This is a genomic window from Mesorhizobium sp. M0136, from assembly GCF_040322515.1.
Taxonomy (GTDB): domain Bacteria; phylum Pseudomonadota; class Alphaproteobacteria; order Rhizobiales; family Rhizobiaceae; genus Mesorhizobium.
Map to the genome: position 1 here is coordinate 231,842 of NZ_JAMYTP010000002.1, position 18,636 is coordinate 250,477.

The 18,636-nt window shown below is 62.5% G+C and carries 19 protein-coding genes; 13 read left to right on the forward strand and 6 right to left on the reverse strand.

Features of this window, described 5'->3' with window-relative positions:
• The first annotated feature begins 58 nt into the window (after positions 1–58).
• Genes NKJ35_RS02915 through NKJ35_RS02925 form a run of 3 tightly spaced genes read left to right on the forward strand, consistent with a single transcriptional unit; the run spans position 59 to position 3,140 of the window.
• Complete coding sequence (locus NKJ35_RS02915; RefSeq protein WP_352491125.1) at positions 59–1,174, forward strand: ABC transporter permease; 1,116 nt, start codon at positions 59–61, stop codon at positions 1,172–1,174.
• Positions 1,175–1,188: 14 nt separating this feature from the next.
• Positions 1,189–2,001, forward strand: a complete 813-nt coding sequence (locus NKJ35_RS02920; RefSeq protein ID WP_352645042.1) for an ATP-binding cassette domain-containing protein — start codon at positions 1,189–1,191, stop codon at positions 1,999–2,001.
• 32 nt (positions 2,002–2,033) lie between these two features.
• Positions 2,034–3,140, forward strand: a complete 1,107-nt coding sequence (locus tag NKJ35_RS02925; protein ID WP_352644849.1) for a Gfo/Idh/MocA family protein — start codon at positions 2,034–2,036, stop codon at positions 3,138–3,140.
• Positions 3,141–3,166: 26 nt separating this feature from the next.
• On the opposite strand, the gene NKJ35_RS02930 is transcribed toward NKJ35_RS02925, so the two are convergent.
• Together NKJ35_RS02930 and NKJ35_RS02935 are read right to left on the reverse strand one after the other, a co-directional pair.
• Positions 3,167–3,940, reverse strand: coding sequence for a FadR/GntR family transcriptional regulator (locus NKJ35_RS02930; RefSeq protein WP_254819087.1), 774 nt, complete (start codon positions 3,938–3,940; stop codon positions 3,167–3,169).
• Between the two features lie 30 nt (positions 3,941–3,970).
• Positions 3,971–4,972 (reverse strand): LysR family transcriptional regulator, encoded by a 1,002-nt coding sequence (locus NKJ35_RS02935; RefSeq protein ID WP_352644851.1) that lies wholly within the window; start codon positions 4,970–4,972, stop codon positions 3,971–3,973.
• A gap of 110 nt (positions 4,973–5,082) precedes the next feature.
• On the opposite strand from NKJ35_RS02935, the gene NKJ35_RS02940 reads away from it, so the two are divergent.
• From NKJ35_RS02940 to NKJ35_RS02950, 3 genes are all read left to right on the forward strand, one after another.
• On the forward strand, positions 5,083–5,697 hold the full coding sequence (locus NKJ35_RS02940; protein ID WP_352644853.1) for a nitroreductase family protein: 615 nt from the start codon (positions 5,083–5,085) through the stop codon (positions 5,695–5,697).
• Positions 5,694–6,551, forward strand: coding sequence for an EamA family transporter (locus tag NKJ35_RS02945; protein WP_352644855.1), 858 nt, complete (start codon positions 5,694–5,696; stop codon positions 6,549–6,551). The genes NKJ35_RS02940 and NKJ35_RS02945 overlap by 4 nt, the downstream gene beginning before the upstream one ends.
• Before the next feature lie 502 nt (positions 6,552–7,053).
• Entirely contained in the window at positions 7,054–7,224 is a 171-nt protein-coding gene (locus tag NKJ35_RS02950; protein WP_352644857.1) for an RNA-binding protein, read from the forward strand.
• Between the two features lie 230 nt (positions 7,225–7,454).
• On the opposite strand, the gene NKJ35_RS02955 is transcribed toward NKJ35_RS02950, so the two are convergent.
• On the reverse strand, positions 7,455–8,000 hold the full coding sequence (locus NKJ35_RS02955) for a type II toxin-antitoxin system HicB family antitoxin (protein ID WP_352644858.1): 546 nt from the start codon (positions 7,998–8,000) through the stop codon (positions 7,455–7,457).
• Between the two features lie 461 nt (positions 8,001–8,461).
• On the opposite strand from NKJ35_RS02955, the gene NKJ35_RS02960 reads away from it, so the two are divergent.
• Positions 8,462–8,950 carry a nucleoside deaminase gene (locus NKJ35_RS02960; RefSeq protein WP_352456259.1) on the forward strand — a complete coding sequence of 163 codons (489 nt, stop codon included), beginning with the start codon at positions 8,462–8,464 and terminating at the stop codon, positions 8,948–8,950.
• Positions 8,951–9,041: 91 nt separating this feature from the next.
• Here NKJ35_RS02960 and NKJ35_RS02965 read toward each other — a convergent pair whose 3' ends face one another.
• On the reverse strand, positions 9,042–9,938 hold the full coding sequence (locus tag NKJ35_RS02965) for an NAD-dependent epimerase/dehydratase family protein (RefSeq protein ID WP_352644861.1): 897 nt from the start codon (positions 9,936–9,938) through the stop codon (positions 9,042–9,044).
• A gap of 145 nt (positions 9,939–10,083) precedes the next feature.
• On the opposite strand from NKJ35_RS02965, the gene NKJ35_RS02970 reads away from it, so the two are divergent.
• Positions 10,084–11,022: an NAD(P)-dependent oxidoreductase gene (locus NKJ35_RS02970; RefSeq protein ID WP_352644863.1), complete on the forward strand. Its 939-nt coding sequence runs from the start codon at positions 10,084–10,086 to the stop codon at positions 11,020–11,022.
• Positions 11,023–11,968: 946 nt separating this feature from the next.
• On the opposite strand, the gene NKJ35_RS02975 is transcribed toward NKJ35_RS02970, so the two are convergent.
• Positions 11,969–12,748, reverse strand: coding sequence for a FadR/GntR family transcriptional regulator (locus NKJ35_RS02975; RefSeq protein ID WP_352644865.1), 780 nt, complete (start codon positions 12,746–12,748; stop codon positions 11,969–11,971).
• A gap of 153 nt (positions 12,749–12,901) precedes the next feature.
• Positions 12,902–13,891: a sugar-binding protein gene (locus NKJ35_RS02980; protein ID WP_023675805.1), complete on the reverse strand. Its 990-nt coding sequence runs from the start codon at positions 13,889–13,891 to the stop codon at positions 12,902–12,904.
• Between the two features lie 426 nt (positions 13,892–14,317).
• Here NKJ35_RS02980 and NKJ35_RS02985 point away from each other — a divergent pair, with 426 nt between their 5' ends.
• The 5 genes from NKJ35_RS02985 to NKJ35_RS03005 all read left to right on the forward strand — a co-directional run bounded on the left by NKJ35_RS02985 (position 14,318) and on the right by NKJ35_RS03005 (position 18,612).
• Entirely contained in the window at positions 14,318–15,058 is a 741-nt protein-coding gene (locus tag NKJ35_RS02985) for an ATP-binding cassette domain-containing protein (protein WP_023675804.1), read from the forward strand.
• Between the two features lie 34 nt (positions 15,059–15,092).
• Positions 15,093–16,091: an ABC transporter permease gene (locus tag NKJ35_RS02990; protein ID WP_352644868.1), complete on the forward strand. Its 999-nt coding sequence runs from the start codon at positions 15,093–15,095 to the stop codon at positions 16,089–16,091.
• Positions 16,092–16,407: 316 nt separating this feature from the next.
• Complete coding sequence (locus NKJ35_RS02995) at positions 16,408–17,235, forward strand: helix-turn-helix domain-containing protein (RefSeq protein ID WP_352644870.1); 828 nt, start codon at positions 16,408–16,410, stop codon at positions 17,233–17,235.
• A 107-nt stretch (positions 17,236–17,342) separates the two neighbouring features.
• Positions 17,343–17,786, forward strand: a complete 444-nt coding sequence (locus NKJ35_RS03000; protein WP_352644872.1) for an SRPBCC family protein — start codon at positions 17,343–17,345, stop codon at positions 17,784–17,786.
• 31 nt (positions 17,787–17,817) lie between these two features.
• Entirely contained in the window at positions 17,818–18,612 is a 795-nt protein-coding gene (locus tag NKJ35_RS03005) for an FAD binding domain-containing protein (protein ID WP_352644874.1), read from the forward strand.
• Positions 18,613–18,636: the final 24 nt, after the last annotated feature.

Here is an 18,636-nt window from a genome sequence, read left to right on the forward strand (position 1 = left end):
AGTCGTGGAAGACAAGGCGATATCTCCGAGTGAACTGAAGGCGACCGACCGCTTCGGCATGACGTCGAAGCGGGCCGCCGGCGCCGACGAACGGTTGGCCAGCACCGGCAAGCTGACCCAGTGGCTGCGCCGGCCGGAAGCCGGTGCCGCCGGTGGGCTGCTTGCGACGATCATCATCTTTGCGCTGCTGCCGGGCGCAGCGAACCTCTATTCGCTGCAAGGGTCAATGACCTTCCTGACGCTGTCGGCGGAGCTCGGCATCGTCGCCACCGCGGCAGCACTCCTCATCATCGCCGGCGAGTTCGATCTTTCGGTCGGCTCCATGGTCGGCTTCGCCGGTGTCGTCATCGGGCTGACGGTGAAGTACTGGGGACTGCCGCTATGGGGCGGCATCGCCTGCGCCTTCGCCGTTGCCATCCTCACCGGCTATCTCAATGGCCTGATCGTGGTGAAGACGCGCCTGCCCTCCTTCATCGTCACGCTCGCCACGCTCTATATCCTGCGCGGACTGTCGATCGGCATCACCCGCGCCGTCACCGGCCGCACCCAGATCCCCTACATACTCGAGGGCGCACCGGATCCGGCGACGGCCGGCATTTTCAACGGCCATCTGCTCACCGGCCTGTTCCACTGGATGGGCGCGCAAGGCTGGATCGCCACCCGCAGCGACGGCATCCCGTTCGTCGCCGGCATTCCGATGTCGATCGTCTGGTGGCTCGGCCTGACGGCGCTGGCCGGCTACGTGCTGACCCAGACGAAATACGGCAACTGGATCTTCGCCACCGGTGGCGACCTGATCGCAGCCCGCAACGTTGGCGTGCCGGTCGATCGCGTCAAGATCAGCCTGTTCATCTACACCGCCTGCGCGGCGACGCTGCTTGCCACCATCCAGGTGATGGAGGCGGGCTCCGCCGACACCACGCGCGGCCTGCTCAAGGAATTCGAGGCGATCATCGCCGCCGTCATCGGCGGCGTGCTGCTCACCGGCGGCTACGGCACCGTCTATGGCGTGCTGTTCGGCGCGCTGATCTTCGGGCTGGTGCAGATGGGCATCTTCTACACCGGCATCGACACTGACTGGTTCAAGGTCTTCCTCGGCATCGTCATCCTGATGGCTGTGCTGGTCAACAACTACATCAGGCTGAAGGCGCTCGGCCGCGGAGGTGGCAAATGACCGAGCCAGCCCAAATGACTGCGCCAGCAATGGAACTGCGCGGCGTCAGCGTCAATTTCGGTTCGGTGCGCGCCCTCCAGGACATCGACATCAAGGTCTATCCGGGCGAGGTCCACTGCCTGCTTGGCGATAACGGCGCCGGCAAGTCGACGCTGATCAAGGTTCTGTCCGGCGTCTACCGGCCGAGCAAGGGCGAAATCCTGGTCGACGGCAAGCCGGTCACCTTCCGCAGCCCGCGCGACGCGCAGGAACTCGGCGTGGCAACGGTGTTCCAGGACCTCGGCATGATCTCGCTGATGTCGATCACCCGTAACTTCTTCCTCGGCCGCGAGCCGACCAAAAGCAGCCTGCCCTTCTCGCGCATCGACAAGGAGCGCGCCAACGCCATCGCCAGGCAGGCGATGGCCGACATCGGCATCGACGTGCGCGATCCGACGCAAGCCGTCGGCACGCTGTCGGGCGGCGAGCGCCAGTCGGTGGCGATCGCCCGCGCCGTGCATTTTGGTGCGCGCGTGCTGATCCTCGACGAGCCGACCTCCGCACTCGGCGTCCACCAGGCGGCGATGGTGCTGAAATTCATCATCGAAGCGCGCATGCGGGGCCTGGCCGTCATTTTCATCAGCCACAACATCCACCATGCCTATCCGGTCGGCGACACCTTCACCCTGCTCAACCGCGGCCGCAATCGCGGTACCTACGCCAAGTCGGAGATCTCGCGCGACGAGGTCATCTCGATCATGTCGGGCGGCGAGGATCTGAAGGCGGTCGAGGCGGAGATTGCCGGCCTGCTCGCCCAGATCGGCAACCGGCCGCCTGCGGCGCCTTGAGCTGACATCAGGACATTGCGGGGAATGATGGCATGAGCAGGATACGCGTCGGGGTCGTCGGCGCCGGCATGATCTCGCAGGTCGAGCATATTCCCAATCTGCTGCGCCTCGGTGAATTGTTCGAGCTGGTCGGGGTCGCCGATCCCTCCAGGATTTCGCGGCAGTTCGTCACCGACACCCATGGCATTGCCAATTTCGAAACGATCGACCAGCTCTTCGACCAACGCCTCGACGCTGTGGTGATCGGCTCGCCGGACGCGCTACATCACGAACAGGTGCTGGCGGCGCTGGCGGTTGGCCTGCATGTCTTTTGCGAAAAGCCGCTCTGCTATTCGCTGGCGGAAATCGCCGAGATCATCGCCGCGCGCGACGCCGCCAGGAAAATCGTTCAGGTCGGCTATATGAAGCGCTTCGATCCGAGCTACCGGCTGGCGCTCGCTTCGCTGCCTGGAACATCAAGCACGCTGCGCGCGGTCTCGGTGGAAGTGAACGATCCCGACGCCTGGCCGTTCATCACCCACCAGCCCTACAGGCGCGGCACCGATATCCCCAACGACTTGATCGCCGCTGTCGCCGCCAAGCAGAAGCGCCAGGTCGAATACGCCATCGGTGTCCCTGTGACGAAGCTCGCTTTCCGTGGATTTATCGGCGCTTACAGCTCGGCCTTGATTCACGACGTCAACGCCGTCCACGGCCTGCTCGACGCGCTCGGCGTGCCGGACGGCGAGGTCGTCGGCGCGCAGATCTTTGCCAATGGCGACGGCGGCCAGGGCGCCGTCAAGTTGCTGGACGGGCAGGCCCTGTGGACCATGACCCATCTCACCGTGCCCAAGCTTGCCGACTACAAGGAGCGGATCACGCTGTTCTTCGACGATGCCAGCCTCGAGCTCGAATTCCCCTCGCCCTGGCTCAACCATCATCCGACCCGGCTGACGGTGACGACCTCGGACGGTCACATACTGTCGAAGCGTGATTTGCGCGCCGGCTACGCAGAAGCCTTCGTCGAGGAGATGCGTGGCTTCTGGGCGGCCATCGTCAATGGCGACCCCGTCGTCAACCCGCCCGAACACGCCGCCCGCGACCAGGAGCTGCTCCTCGGCCTGACATGGCAGCATCTGGCGACCGCACCCTTCGACTGAGCGCTCAACCTGTAGCCGAACGGCCGCTACCTGGACTTGATGACGCTGTCGGTATTGGCAAGCAGCTTGCGCACCGCATTGCGCGCCGCGTCCGGCCGCTGCAGGCGGATGCTCTTCTCGATTGCCTCGTGCAGCCTCTGCGCATGCTGCAAATCGTCGAGTTCCCGCGTCGTAAAAGCGAACAGATGATCGAAGGCCGATTCGATCAGCACGCCGAGCGGCACCAGCAGATCGTTGCCCGAGGCGCGCAGGATGGCGAGGTGGAACCGCGTGTCGGCGCGCGTGCGCTCCTGCAGGTTGGTCGCCTCGCCCATCTCACGGCAGGCCTGGCTGATCTCGGCCATCTGCTCGTCGGTGCGCCGCATCGCGGCAAAGGCGCTGGCCTCCGGCTCGATGATGTGGCGGAATTCCTGCACGGTCCTGAGGAACACCTCGCGATCCGGCGAGGTCGCGTACCAGGCCAGCACGTCGCGATCGAGCAGGTTCCAACGCTCTTTCGGCTCGACCCAGCTGCCGATTTTGGGACGTGACGACAGCAGGCTCTTCGCCATCAGCATTTTTATGGCTTCGCGCACCGCCGAGCGGCTGACGTCGAAGGTCTCGGACCATTTGGCTTCGTTGGGCAGGATGGTTCCCGGTGGATAATCGCCGCGCACGATCCTCAGCCCGATTTCGTTGGCCAGCGACGCGTGAACGCTCGACCCGGGTATGCGCGCCGCATCGGCCCGGCGAATACCGCTCGTGCGTTCGGCGAACGCCTCGGCCGCTGTCTTTCCCTTGTTCGGCTTCGCGTCCTGCATAGCTCCACAAAGTCCGGATTTGGAGGCGTGTCAAGGAGATGAAATCGACGGCAATATCTCAGTTTGGTTTTCCGCCTCAGTCCCCTCCCCGACACCGCGCTTTGCCGAGCGCTCACGCCGGAGCGGCACAAACAGCTTCTCTTTGTTCCGATTGAATTCCTCGATCAGGAAATCAAGGAAGACGCGGATTTTCGGGGCAAGATGCTGCCGTGCCGGATAGACCGCGTAGAGCGTGGTTTCGACCTTTTCCCAGTCATCCAGAGCCGATTGCAGCCGGCCTGCTTTCAGGTCGCTCTCGACATAGGGATAGGGGATCAGGCTGACGCCGAAGCCGGCGCGCAGCGCATCGCGCACGGCAAGGCTTGACGAGACCGAATATCGTCCGTCGATAGCGATCCGCTCGACGCGGCCGTCCTTGCGGAATTCCCATATGTCCGCATGCCCCGAGAGGCTGAACCGGATGCAATTGGCCGCCTTCAAATCGGCAGGCGTCTTGGGCCGGCCATGCTCCTCGAAATAGGACGGAGCTGCGCAAAGCACGTGCGGCATGACCGCAAGCTTTCTCGCGACCAGGCTGGAATCCTCGAGATTGTCGCTGCCGCGAATGGCCAGGTCAAATCCCTCCCGCACGATATCGACGCGCCTGTCGTCAAGATGCAGATCGAGTTTCAAATCGGGATAGCGCGATAGGAACGCGGGGATGGCAGCCGAAAGCCGCGTCAACGTGACAGTCATCGGCGCGCTGACCCGCAACGTGCCGCTCGGCGCCGTCTTGATCGGGCCGAGCACCTGGTCGGCCCTGGCCAGCGCATCGAGCCCCTGCGTGACATGCTCCAGGTAGATCCTGCCCTCTTCGGTCAGCGCCATGCGCCGCGTTGTCCGGTTGATGAGCCGCACCCCCAGATGCGCCTCCAGTTCGGCGATGTTCTTGCTGACCGCGGGAGGAGAGAGACCGAGCCGCCGTCCAGCTTCGGCAAAGTTGTTCAGTTCCGCCACCTGGCGGAAAACCTGCAACGCCGTCAGGCGATCCATCGCACCATTCTCTTCCAGTAAATAATGTCTTGCAATTGTTGCATATTATCGCTCCTTGGTAAATTCTCTATCTGCTTTCCGAACGACTTTCTCAGGTTTGGAATGACATGATGACCAACCCCGCAATCTCCCTTATCGAGCGACGCATGTCGGCCAACCGGTTCGATGCCTCGCATACATTGACGGATGCCGAGATCGAGGAACTGGCACGTCTCGCAACGCGCGCGCCAAGCGCCTACAACCTTCAGAATTGGCGTTTCATCGCCGTGCGGACGCCCGAAGCAAAGGCGCGATTGCGCAGCGTGGCCCATGGCCAGGCCAAGGTGCAGGAAGCAGCGGTCACCTTCATCATCTGCGGCGTACTCCCCGACCACGCTGCCCTCAATGCAAGGCTGCGTCCTTTCGTCGAAGCCGGCTTCATGCCGGCGGATATGGCTTCGGGCTGGCAGGAGGGCGCCCGCGCCCAATATGCCGATCCTCGGGCAGCCCGCGACGAAGCCGTGCGCTCGGCAACGCTCGGCGCCGCAACGCTGATTTTCGCGGCCGAAGCGCTGGGCCTCGTCTCCGGTCCGATGGCAGGCTTCGATGCCGAAGGCGTGGCCCGCGAGTTTGGCCTTGCGCGCAATGAAGTGCCGGTGATGCTCATCGCGGTTGGCCGCGCCGCGCCCGGAAACTGGCCGCAAAAGCCGCGCCGCCCTCTTGCCGAAGTTCTGGAAATCTTATGAAAACGCACCGTTCCGATCTGCTGCTTACAGCCATTGCACCCGCGATATGGGGCAGCACCTATATCGTCACCACGCAGTTCCTGCCGAACTTCTCGCCGATGACGGTCGCAATGCTGCGAGCCCTGCCCGCCGGATTGCTGCTGCTGGCGATCGTCCGGCAACTGCCGACGGGCATATGGTGGCTGCGCAGTTTCATCCTCGGAGCCCTCAACATCTCGATCTTCCTGAGCATGTTGTTTGTCGCCGCCTACCGGCTTCCGGGCGGGGTCGCGGCGACCGTGCTGTCGGTCCAGCCATTGATGGTGATTTTCCTCGCTGCTGCCCTGCTTGCCAGCCCTGTCCGCCGGTTGGCGATCGTCGCCGCCCTTGTCGGGATCGCCGGTGTTGCATTGCTGGTGCTGACCCCGAACGCGACGCTCGATGCGGCCGGCGTTGCCGCCGGCCTCGCCGGGGCGGCCTCAATGGCCTTCGGAAGCGTGTTGAGCCGCAAGTGGCAGCCGCCAGCATCGCTGCTCGCCTTTACGGCATGGCAACTGACTGCCGGTGGTCTCCTTCTCGTTCCGGTGGTCCTGCTTTTCGAGCCGTCCATCCCGTTCCCGACCGCGGCCAACCTGCTTGGACTGGCGTGGCTCGGGCTGATCGGTGCGGCGCTGACCTATGTCCTCTGGTTCCGGGGCATTGCGCGACTGGAATCCGCAGTGGTGTCATCGCTGCTTTTCCTCAGCCCGGTGACCGCCGTGCTGCTCGGATGGGTAATCCTGGATCAGACGCTGACCTTGCCTCAGATCGCCGGCGTCGTTTTCGTCATCGGCAGCATCTGGCTGGCTCAACGGCCCAATGGCAAGTCAGGGTGAACGCTCCGGGTTGCCGAGGGCTTCAACTCCAGATCGCATCGTGTCATGACATGCAATTCGGTGCGGCCTCAATGCCGGTTTTCGGGCTCACCCGCCTTCGTTAGGTAGTGCCTCTGGTTGAAATTCGAGATTTAGGCGAAAGCGCCTCATCTCGTTTGCTCCGGTAGGCAGGAACGCCTTATGCTTAGCGGAAAGCATACGGAGGCCAACGTGCATTTCTTAGTCGTTCCTGTGAATAGGCAACCCCATATGGGGTTCTGGCTTCAAGCCGACAGCCCCGACGAAGCTAGGCTGTTAGTATCGCTGAACGTCCCTCAGATGGAATATGCGACCAATGAGGGTTACGCAACCTGCGAACAGGATCAGACCCATTCTCCGCCTTACGGCGTAATCGTAGAGGGGTCAGGCCGCACCTTCACAATCAAGAAGCGTTATTGAATATGCCAACCGGACCTAAAGGCCAGAAGCGCGCCGCCGACGTGATCGGTATGCCGTCCGCGTCATGCGCATCGCGACTGGCGAGGAAGCCGACGACGTGATTGACGACGGCAAAGACCCCGCTGCGAAGGCTCTTGGCGCGCAAGGCGGCAAGAAGCGCGCCGAGAACATGACGCCAGAACGCCGCGCGAAGATCGCGAAGAAGGCGGCTGCCTCTAGGTGGAAGCGGGATTAACTTCTGCGGCGTCGGCTACCAGAGAATCCGGTGATTCTGGCGTCGCTCGCTGAAGACCTATCCCAGTAATGGCCACTGCCGCGCCCGGGACCACGTCCGCCGGCGACGGACCCATGTTCATGCCCGCCAAGCCGAACGTTATGAGCAACTGCCATTTCCCTTCATGCAACCCCGCTTGCTTAACGAGAGCCTCCACTACTTCCTTATGCTTGAACTGGTATTGATTTATCTCAGGCATCTACGGGAACTCTTTTGTTGATTGGCGTCACAATAAGTTGTGGTCCGGAGGTCATGGCAGTCTGGCCCTGAGGATGGAACGCGGAAAGAGTTTGGTTCAAAACCGCAATGTTGGCCCCCAGGAAGATTGGAGCGTAGACATTTTGTAGCGATTGCGCGCTCAAAGTCATCGATTGAGCGCGGACTCCAACATGCTCAGCAAGGCAAGTTACGATAAACTGATTCAGGCTAACTCCCTCGCGTTCCGCATACAGCGCTGCCCGCTGATGCAGGCTCTTGGGCATACGAAGGACCAGCTTTCCGCTATATCCCGCTGCTTCCATTGGTTCCGGAATTTCCTGACCTTGATTTAAAGCCGCGTCGATCCAGTCGGCAGCGACTTCCTCCAGATTTGCCAACGCTTCCGATGCTGTTGCACCCGAGGCGATGCAGCCCGGAAACTCCACAATCTCAGCGGAGAAAGTTCCATCTGAATCTGGAATCACCATTCGAGCGTAGGGCTTCCTAAGAATGTCCGTGACCATTGTTTCCACCGTCATTTTCTTCTGTATCGTCCAATTCCTGCGCGTCGAGCCATTCTTCCCAAGCCACCGCGTCTGCTTCCAGAAGCCCCAAGATCACTTTCTGTGCGCGCTGTCCTACCTCTGGGTCCCCCCCGTGCCGACCAATTGGAAAGGGCCTGTGCGCCGGGAATGCCGACTGCCACATCATGTGGTTGCTGCCGGAGTACTTGGTTCTCTCAGCCATCAAGGCGAGATGCTCAAGGTCCGATCCCTTCTTTGCGGACCTACGCGCGGCCGCCAACTCTTTCCAGAGTCTATCTAGCTTCTTTCGATCCATAGTACTATAGGCGGTATCATAATGGAATCGAAAAGTGGAGTCCCCTGCGGAAAAAACGACGCAGGGTTACGAGATGCTTGTCATTGCCGCCTGGCCTGCCGACTTGTGTCGACGGATTGTTCGGCACTATCATCAAACGGCATAGCCGGAGGGTCTGCCGATGCCACAACGCCCCTATGATGAGCGTCTGCTCCGTCAGGCGTTCGAAGTGGCGCGCAGGGCCCGCGATGCTGGCGAACATCCCTTTGGTTCGCTCCTCGCTGACAAGGACGGCAATGTGTTGCGCGAGCAGCCCAACGGTTACAAAGCCGGCGGAGGCGACCGCACCGCTCATGCCGAAAGGCTGCTGGCCTCGTGGGCGGGGATGAATGTCAGTCTCGAAAAGCTGGCCTCTTGCACACTCTACACTTCGGCCGAACCTTGCGCGATGTGCTCCGGGACAATCTATTGGGCGGGCATCGGACGGGTCGTCTTTGGGCAGAGCGAACACGACCTCAAGCGGGTGACGGGCGCACATGTCGAGAACCCCACACTCGACTTGCCCTGCAGGATCGTCTTCGAAGCCGGGCAGCGTCCGACCGAAGTCGTCGGCCCGCTGCTTGCCGATGAAGCGGCGCAACTCCAGGCCGAATTCTGGAAGGACAAGTAGCTCAATTGCTACTCGGCAAACGAGTGAGTGCTAGGCTCGTGACGAGCAATTCGGGGCTGGCCCAGTGCCGGTTTCGCGTCAGCTGCCTCCGTCAGGCCGTCTTGACATATTTCCGCCAGCTGTGCTCCGGCCGGAAGCCGAGCATGTCGCGTGCCTTGCGGTTGGAGAGCAGCGTCTCGTAGTCGTCAAGTTCGGCCTTGACCGGCACGTCGGGATAAAACCGCTTCAGCAGTTCGGCTGTCGGCAGGTCGGATGAGGTGTCGTCGTTGGCCGCGTTGAACACCTGATAGCCGAGCCCGTCCTTTTCGATGGCGCGCAGCGTGATCTGGCCGAGGTCGCGCGCGTCGATATAGCTCCAGGCGATGCGCTTGCGGAAACCCGGATCGGCGAACCATTTCGGAAACAGCGAATATTCATGCGGCTCGATGACGTTGCCGATGCGCAAGGCGTAGATGTCGAAGCCGCTGCGTAGCGCAAAGGCGCGCGCCGTCTTCTCGTTGACGACCTTGGACAGCGCGTAGCTGTCCATCGGATCGACGTCGTACTCCTCGTCGAGCGGGAAATGGGTGGGATCGCGCGGTTCGTTGGCGAAGACCAGCCCGTAGGTCGTTTCGCTGGAGGCGATCACCACCTTGCGGATGCCGAGCTTCACCGCAGCCTCGATGACGTTGTAGGTGCCGAGCGCGTTGATGCGGAACACCTCATTGTCGGGCGTGATCATGATGCGCGGGATCGCCGCGAAATGCACCACGGCATCGACCGGCTGCGAGCGCAGCGACGGGTCGAATTCATGCAGGCCCATATAGCTCGACAGCGCATTGAACACCTGCCCGCTGTCGGTGATGTCGGTGATCAGCGTGCGCACCTTGGGATTGTCGAGCGGCTTGGTGTCGATGTTGAGCACCTGGCAGCCCTGCTCGACCAGATACTGCACGACGTGGCGCCCGGCCTTGCCGCTGCCGCCGGTGAACATGATCCGCTTCGTCATTTTGCTCTCCCTGGAATTCATGTGTATTGTCAGACAATATCGAACTCTGCAATCGCCTGCCATGGCATGCGGCAAAAACCCGCTTCAACAATTCGCCGGCAAGCTGCAGCGCCGTCATCCATCACTGCAAATAGGACGAAACGACATGAACACGACTGCCGCGAGCGAAAAGATCGGCTTCATCGGGCTTGGCCTGATGGGGCACGGGATCGCGAAGAACATCGTCGACAAGGGTTATCCGCTGACGTTTCTCGGCCGCAAGAACCGCAAGCCGGCGGAAGACCTGCTCGGCCGCGGCGCCAGGGAAGCGGCAACCTCGCGCGATGTCGCGGCGGCATCCGATATCGTCTTCATCTGCGTCACCGGCTCGCGCGAGGTCGAAGCCATCATCCGCGGCCCAGGCGGCCTCAAGGAAGGCCTGAAGCAGGGATCGGTTGTCGTCGACTGCTCGACCTCTGATCCCGTTTCGACGGTGGCGCTGGCCGCCGAACTCAAGGCGCTCGGCGTCGACTATGTCGATGCCCCGCTCAGCCGCACCCCGAAGGAGGCTTGGGAAGGCACGCTCGACGCCATGGTCGGCGCGCCCGATGCGGTCTTTGCCCGGCTGAAGCCGGTGCTCGAAACCTGGGCCGGGCGCATCGTCCATATCGGCGACACCGGCGACGGCCATCGCATGAAGCTGCTCAACAATTTCATTTCGCTCGGCTACGCCGCGATTTATTCCGAGGCGCTGGCGCTGGCGCAGAAGGTCGGCATCTCGCCGCCGCGCTTCGACAGCGTCATCCGCAACGGCCGCATGGATTGCGGCTTCTACCAGACCTTCATGCGCTGGACGCTGGAAGGCGACCGCGACGCGCACAAATTCACCATCGCCAATGCCTTCAAGGACCTCACCTATCTCGAATCGATGGCGGGTGCTGCCGGCATCGCCAACCCGCTCGGCAACGCCACCAAGAACGCCTTCGCCGGCGCCTTCGCGGCCGGCCCCGCCGACCAGTATGTGCCGATGCTGGCCACGCATATCGGCAAGGTCAACGGTGTTGACCTGATGCCGACCAGGGATGGCAAGAAGCAGACGATCTGAGAACGTTGGGATTAACGCCTGGGAGTGTCGCAACTGCAAACGTTCGCTGCCGACCAGCTACATCCGCCAATCTCCAACGCTGGCGATTAGCATATGACACCACACCTTCGTCATCCCAGGGCGGAGCAGGAGCGAAGCGACGTCGCGCAGACCCTGGGATCCATGCCGTGACATCAGCCGAAGAATGCAGCGGCTCAGAACGGCGCTTGTATCCGCCATTGCGCTCGTCGCCCTTCCACCATGACCGCGAGCCAGAAGCTGCGGAAGCGCTGGCTCCGCCAATGGAAGACCGAATTGATCGAGACGACCAGTCCCAGAGTGCTTCGAGCTTTTTCGCAGGACCGGGTGGCAGCGTTTGGTTCTGGTCTGCTGGAGCACTGCCGCAAGGTAACGGCATGGATCCCAGGGTCTGCGCCGCGTCGCTTCGCTCCTTGCTCCGCCCAGGGATGACGAAGGGAGGGTTTCGGCTAATCTCCTAAATTTGCGATTTGCGACTGACGGGAATGATCGACCTTCGTTGCTGGTTGACCCGCCTTATACGCAGTTGGCCGAGAAACGATCGAATCAGCGCCGAAACCGGCCGATAACGTCGTCGGTATTGGCGAGAAGTCTGTGCACCAAAGCACGCGCACTTCCGATCGAAAGAAGCCAGAAACAAAAAACCCGCCTCGGGAGGCGGGTCGTTGGAGCCAATTAGCACCATACCAAAATTAGTAGCATAGCTGCCGGCACAAAGCAAGAACAAAATAGCTGCGACGGCAAAAAAGTCCGAATTCCTTTCCCACCCGAGGTCGCCGCCCTCATTGCCTAGCGTTGATGATCAGCGAAAGCCGAAATGGCATCCAATCTCCCCCCTCGTGGGGGAGATGTCCGGCAGGACAGGGAGGGGCGCGAAGGAATGCTAGTTTTGCAATCGTTCGGAGTAACGCCAGCCCTGGCGCATAAATCACCGCCGCGACCGGCCGATAACGTCGTCGGTATTGGCGAGCAGTCTGTGCACCGCGGCGCGGGCTGCGGCGGGCCGCTGCAGGTGGATGTTCTTCTCGATCGCCTCGTGCAGTGCCTGCGCCCGCCGCTGATCGCTGGTCTCGCGGGTGACGAACTGGAACAAATGGTCGAGCGCCGATTCAATCAGCACGCCGAGCGGCACCAGCAGATCGTTGCCCGAGGCGCGCAGGATGGCGAGGTGAAACCGCGTGTCGGCGCGCGTCCGCTCCTGCAGGTTGGTCGCCTCGCCCATCTCGCGGCAGGCCTGGCTGATCTCGGCCATCTGCTCGTCGGTGCGCCGCATGGCGGCAAAAGCGCTGGCCTCCGGCTCGATGATGTGGCGGAATTCCTGCACGGTCCTGAGGAACACCTCCCGGTCCGGCGAGGTCGCATACCAGGCCAGCACGTCGCGATCGAGCAGGTTCCAGCGCTCCTTCGGCTCGACCCAGCTGCCGATCTTCGGGCGTGACGCCAATAGGCTCTTCGCCATCAGCATTTTTATGGCTTCGCGCACCGCCGAGCGGCTGACGTCGAAGGTCTCGGACCATTTGGCTTCGTTGGGCAGGATGGTTCCAGGCGGATAGTCGCCGCGCACAATCCTCAGCCCGATCTCGTTGGCCAGCGAGGCGTGCACGCTCGAGCCGGGAAAGTGTGCTGCGTCGGCACGCCGAACGACGGCCGGCCGCTCAGCCTCTGCCTTCAACTTGGCGGGTCGCTTTTTTGATGTCGCGTCCGGCATTCGTATTCCCCGGCAGCTGCTATTCACCTTTGCCGAAAGACCTTAACTCAGGGCATGGCAAAGCAGCGGCCTACGCTCCAAAGCAGCGTCGCCTCGTGCGTTTGTATGGACAGTGCGAACGGGGCGCCCGACGGGCGCCCCGAAATTGCCGACCTACTTCTGGATGCAGGTGTCGACGGTGTCCTTGGTGCATTCGTCGAGGCCGGTGAACACCGGATCGGCGACCGGCTTGCCGTCGACCAGGTCGATCATCACCGACGGCGCCTTGTAGCCCATCTCGAACGGCCGCTGGCCAACCAGCGCGGTCACCAGCCCGTCACGGGCAATCGCCACCTCGTCGCCGATCGTGTCGGCGGCGCCGATAACGAAGGCGTTGCTGGCGATCTTGTCGGCCATCGGCTTGAACAGGTCGCGGTAGGGCTGCGGAGCGCCGAACAGCGGCCAGCCGCCCATGATGCCGAAGGCGTCGAGATCGGGATTGGCGGCGAGAATGTCGGTCATCGCCTGCACGCCCTTGGCGCCGTCGTCATTGGTGAACACCGGGCAGCCGGCAACTTCCGTCCAGCCGCCTTCGCCCGCCAGCGCCGCGAGGCCGTCCTTGCCCGACAGCGCGTCACGCATGCCCTGCGCGCGGCGCAGGATGTTGTCGGCGGCCGGATTGCCTTCGATGGTGCAGATCTTGCCGCCATTCGGCTTGGCCTTCTTGATGTATTCGCCGATCTTGTGACCCATCAGGTAATTGTCGGTGCCGAGATAGGTCTTGCGCAGCGCCGCGTCTTCCTTGCTGAGGTCGGCGTCGAGGGTCATGATCGGGATCGACGGATTGGCGCTTTTGATCGTCTGCGCGATCAATGGCGCGTTCGACGGCGAAATCGCCATCGCCACCGTGTCGGGCTTGCTCAGCATGTCCTGGACGATCTGGGCTTCACCGGCCTCATCCGAGGTCGACGCCGGTCCGGTGTAGAAGCACTCATATTCCGAGCTGGCGTTTTCCTTGTTCCATTTCTCGCAACCCTGGTGGATCGCCTCGAAGAATGGATTGTCGAGACCCTTCACCACGATGACGAGCTGTTTCTTGGCCATAGCCGGCCCGGCACCCAACGCCATGACGGCGGCGGCAGCGAGCAATAGTGATTTCCTCATGTCAGTCCTCCCTTTGAAACAAACGGACACGGCGTGCCCGCCACACACAGACCGACCCGGAGCAAGATGACAGAGGACGTCGCACTCGTGTCGCCAAGCCAGGTCGATAAGCATTTTCATATTCAGTCTCAGACCGGCACCGACAGATATCGCTGGTTACCAAATCCCTGACCGACAAACCCTCACCGATTCCTTCCGGCAACCCGGTGGCTCGGCGCAAGCTCCTCCGACACTTAGCTAATATCGCCTTGTCATCGACGTCAATGCTATTTGTCCTACAAAACTGATTTTTCGAAAGAAGCCGTGGTTGACGCCAAGGAGGCTTATGCGTAAATGGGCAAAATCGCTGCTTCCGGGAGGAACTGGGGAGAGCGAATGGCCGCGGCAGAACCGCAGGCCGCAAAGCACGGGGAGGCAAGAAGGCTGGTGGCGGTTCTCGAACTCACCAACATCTCGAAGCATTTTGGCGCCATCCAGGCGGTCAACGACGTTTCGTTGTCGATCGAGGCCGGACAGGTTGTCGGCCTGATGGGCGACAACGGCGCCGGCAAGTCGACGCTGGTCAAGATGATCGCCGGCAATTTCCCGCCGAGCCATGGCACGATGCAGATGGACGGCAAGGAGCTGATCCTGCACAAGCCGGTCGAGGCGCGCCAGCACGGCATCGAAATCGTCCATCAGGACCTGGCACTGTGCAACAATCTGACGGCCGCCGCCAACGTCTATCTCGGCCGTGAATTGCGCCGCGGCCTCGGGCCGCTTCGCATCCTCGACTATGCCGCGATGTACAAGCGTGCCGGCCAGATCTTCGCCGAACTGAAATCCGAAACCCGCCCGCGCGACCTGGTCAAGCAAATGTCGGGCGGCCAGCGGCAGGCGGTGGCGATCGCCCGCACCATGCTTTCGCAGGCCAAGATCGTGCTGATGGACGAGCCGACGGCGGCGATCTCGGTGCGCCAGGTCGCCGAGGTATTGAACCTGATCCGCCATTTGCGCGACCAGGGCATCGCCGTCGTGCTGATCAGCCACCGCATGCCCGACGTCTTTGACGTCGCCGACCGCGTCATCGTCATGCGGCGCGGCCGCAAGGTCGCCGACAAGACGATCGCATCGAGTTCGCCGGAAGAAGTCACCGGGCTCATCACCGGCGCCATCGAACAGGTATGATTGACGCCTCAACCATGAGTAAAAAAGGTCGATAATGGCAGTCACCCTTGATCAGACGATCGCGCACAAGCAGCACACCTTGCTGAGCAAGGTGTTTGCCAGCCAGACCTTCTGGGTGGTGATCGCGGTCATCCTCGCCTGCCTGTTCCTGTCGGTGGCAACGGATTCCTTCGCCACCACCAAGAACCTCTACAACATCACCCGCAACGTCACCTTCGTCGCCATCGTCGCGCTCGGCATGACGTTCGTCATCATCACCGGCGGTATCGACCTGTCGGTCGGCTCCGTGCTTTGCCTGTGCTCGATGGTGCTGGCCGTCACCATGCATGCCGGCTACGGCATCGAGATCGGCATTGCCGCTGCGATCGCCACAGCGCTGATCATCGGCGCCTTCAACGGGGTTCTGATCGCCTATCTCGGCTTCCCGCCCTTCGTGGTGACGCTCGGCATGCTGTCGATCGCACGCAGCCTTGCCATGGTCGCCTCCAACAACACCGTTGTCTTCCAGTTCGGGCCGGACCACGACAAGCTGCTGGCGCTGGGCGGCGGCGCATGGGTGTTCGGCATCGCCAATCCGGTGCTCTACATGATCGTGCTGGCGTTGATCACCGGCTTTGTGCTGCGCTGGACGAAATTCGGCCGGCACATCTTCGCCATCGGCGGCAACGAGCATGCGGCGACGCTGACTGGCGTTCCGGTGCGCCAGATCAAGGTTGTCGTCTACATGATCTCGGCATTGGCGGCTGGCCTTGCCGGCATCATCCAGACCGGCTGGCTGGGCGCGGTCACCACCAATCTCGGCAACGGCATGGAGCTTCAGGTGATCGCCGCCACCGTCATCGGCGGCGCCAACCTGGCCGGCGGCATGGGCACCGCTTTCGGCGCGGTCGTCGGCGCGGCGCTCATCGAGGTCATCCGCAACAGCCTCGGCCTGCTCGGCATCAATGCCTTCTGGCAAGGCGTGTTCATCGGCGGCGCCATCCTGCTCGCCGTGCTGTTCGACCGCATCCGCAATTTCAGGCGCAACGACTGACGTTCAAGCCCCAACGTCCCCTTCTCCCCTTGTGGGAGAAGGTGTCGCCGAAGGCGACGGATGAGGGGTGCGCCAGCTTGGCATCGCCTCATTTCTTCCAACACCCCTCAACCGTCTCGGCGCTTACGCGCCGATCCACCTTCTCCCGCAGGGGGAGAAGGGGACGCGCTCCTATCGCCGAGTCTGAAAATCCGCCGGTGCGGCGCATGGCCGGCGCCCGGACGTGCACATCCCGTCTTGACGCAAGCCCAAACTGAGCCGCACAATCGCCCGCAACAGGCGAAGGGAGGCCAGTCGCCTGCGGGAGGATATACCCATGACGGAAGCGATCAGGCTCTACTGGGGCCGGTTCGGACATGTTTCTGTCCTGAACGTCGCCAGCGACTTCGTCACCCATGCCCATGTCGAGGCGCATATCATCATCTGGCTGGAAGGCACCGCCGGCGAGATGACCATCGGTCGCGAGACGGTGCGGCTTGGACCGGGCACCGCCGCCGGGATCAATTCCTTCCAGCCGCACAGCCACGCTCTGTCCCGCGACGGCACGCCCGGCCTGTTCCTCGCCTTTTACATCGATCCGGACTGGGCACGGAAACGCCGCGAGCTGCCTTCCGCCGCGCCGCTGTTCTCAAGCCCGGCAATCACGCTCGAGCCTTGGCTGCACAAGGCGGCGGCTAACCTTCTCGACCATCTCAGCGACAATGAGAGCATCGACGACATCGCCAATTACGAGATCGAACGCTTCATCGACAGCGTGCTCGATGCCGCCGACGCGTCCGCACCGCAGACCGTGCGTGCCCGCGTCAACACCATGCAGGACTTCCGCGTCCGCAAGGCGATCCAGCTGATGAAAGCCAATGTCTGCGAGCGCATCTGCTTCGACGACGTGGCGCGCAGCGTCGGCCTGTCGCGGCCGCATTTCTTCGCACTGTTCAAGGAACAGACCAATCTGACGCCCAACATCTATTGGAACACGCTGCGCATGGAGGAAGCGGTGCGGCAGTTGCAATGGTCGCAGGAGCCGCTGATCTCGGTCGCCTGCAATCTCGGCTTCACTACCCAGGGCAATTTCTCGCGCTTCTTCCGCGACCATGTCGGCGTCCCGCCGACGCTCTACCGCGAGGCGGCACGGGCGATCAGCTGAGCGTCCGTTTTTCAGACTATTTGATAGGCGTTCAAGACGCATTGATAAGCGCCGCCAAGTCCGCCGCCCTACCCTCCCAGGCAGCTGATTTGCGAGGGAACGATCAAATGGCGAAAGTCACTATCTCCAGCGTCATCGACGCGCCGGTCGAAAAGGTCTGGGCGCGCATACGCGACTTCAACGGCCTGCCGACCTGGCACCCGCGCATGGTCGAAAGTCATATCGAGGACGGCAAGGATGCCGGCACGATCGGCTGCGTGCGCAATTTCCAGCTCGCCAGCGGCGCCCGCCTCCGCGAAAAGCTGCTCGATTTCTCCGACGAGAATTTCCTCGTCAGCTACTCCATCCTGGAGACGCCGCAGCCGCTCAGCAACCACAAGGCGACGCTGCAACTGCGACGGGTGACCGACGGCGGCCGCACCTATGCGGAATGGACCGCCAGCTTCGACGCGCCCCCAGAGGAGGCCGACAAGCTGGCCGAAGGCATGGGCGCAAACGTCTTCCAGGGCGGCTTCAACGCTCTGAAGGCCCATTTTGCCGACCAAGGTTGAACTGGACTGAGCTGACAAACAGGAGCGTTCCATGACGCTTGCACTGCAGACTTTCCCGACGGTGAAGGACGCCGGCGCGGCGCTGAAAGCCGCTGGCGTCCGCTATCTCGGTGGCGGCACGCTGGTCGTGCGCGCCGCCAATGAAGGCGATGTGTCGATCTCCGGTTTCGTCAGGTCGACCGAGCCGGCGCTGTCGGCCGTCGCCGTTTCCGATAACGAGGTCCGCATTGGCGCTTCGGTGACCATGGCGGCGATCGCCCGCCATCCGGATCTCGCCCCCCTGGCCCACGCCGCGCGCGTCGTCGGCGGACCCGCGATCCGCAACATGGCGAGCGTCGGCGGCAATCTCTTCGCGCCGACACCTTACGGTGATTTCACCGTTGCGCTGCTGGCTCTGGACGCAACCGTCAGCACCGGTGACAGCGAGCTGCCGATTGAGACATTCCTCGCAAGGCGCGAGAGCAATGACGCCATCGTCACCGCGGTCGGCTTCACGCTTCCGAAGGAAGGCGGCTTTCGCTTCCTGAAAGTGTCGAGGGTCAAGCCAAAGGGCGTCTCGGTGCTGAGCATCGCCACCGTGCTGGAACAGGCGCCGGACGGAACCGTGTGGTCAGCGCGGATCGCGTTCGGCTGCATGGCCGATCGGCCGATCCGTGCCAGGGCGGCGGAGAAAGCCCTGATTGGCCGGAATCTCACCGCCGAAGGCATCGCGCCGGCACTGGCTGTCGCGCGCGACGGCATCTCGCCGCCCACCGATCCGATCGCCAGTGCCTGGTATCGCAACGAAGTCCTGCCGGTCCATCTCGGCCGGCTGCTGCTCGCCTGAAAGATCGGGGCGCGTATGTCCGCC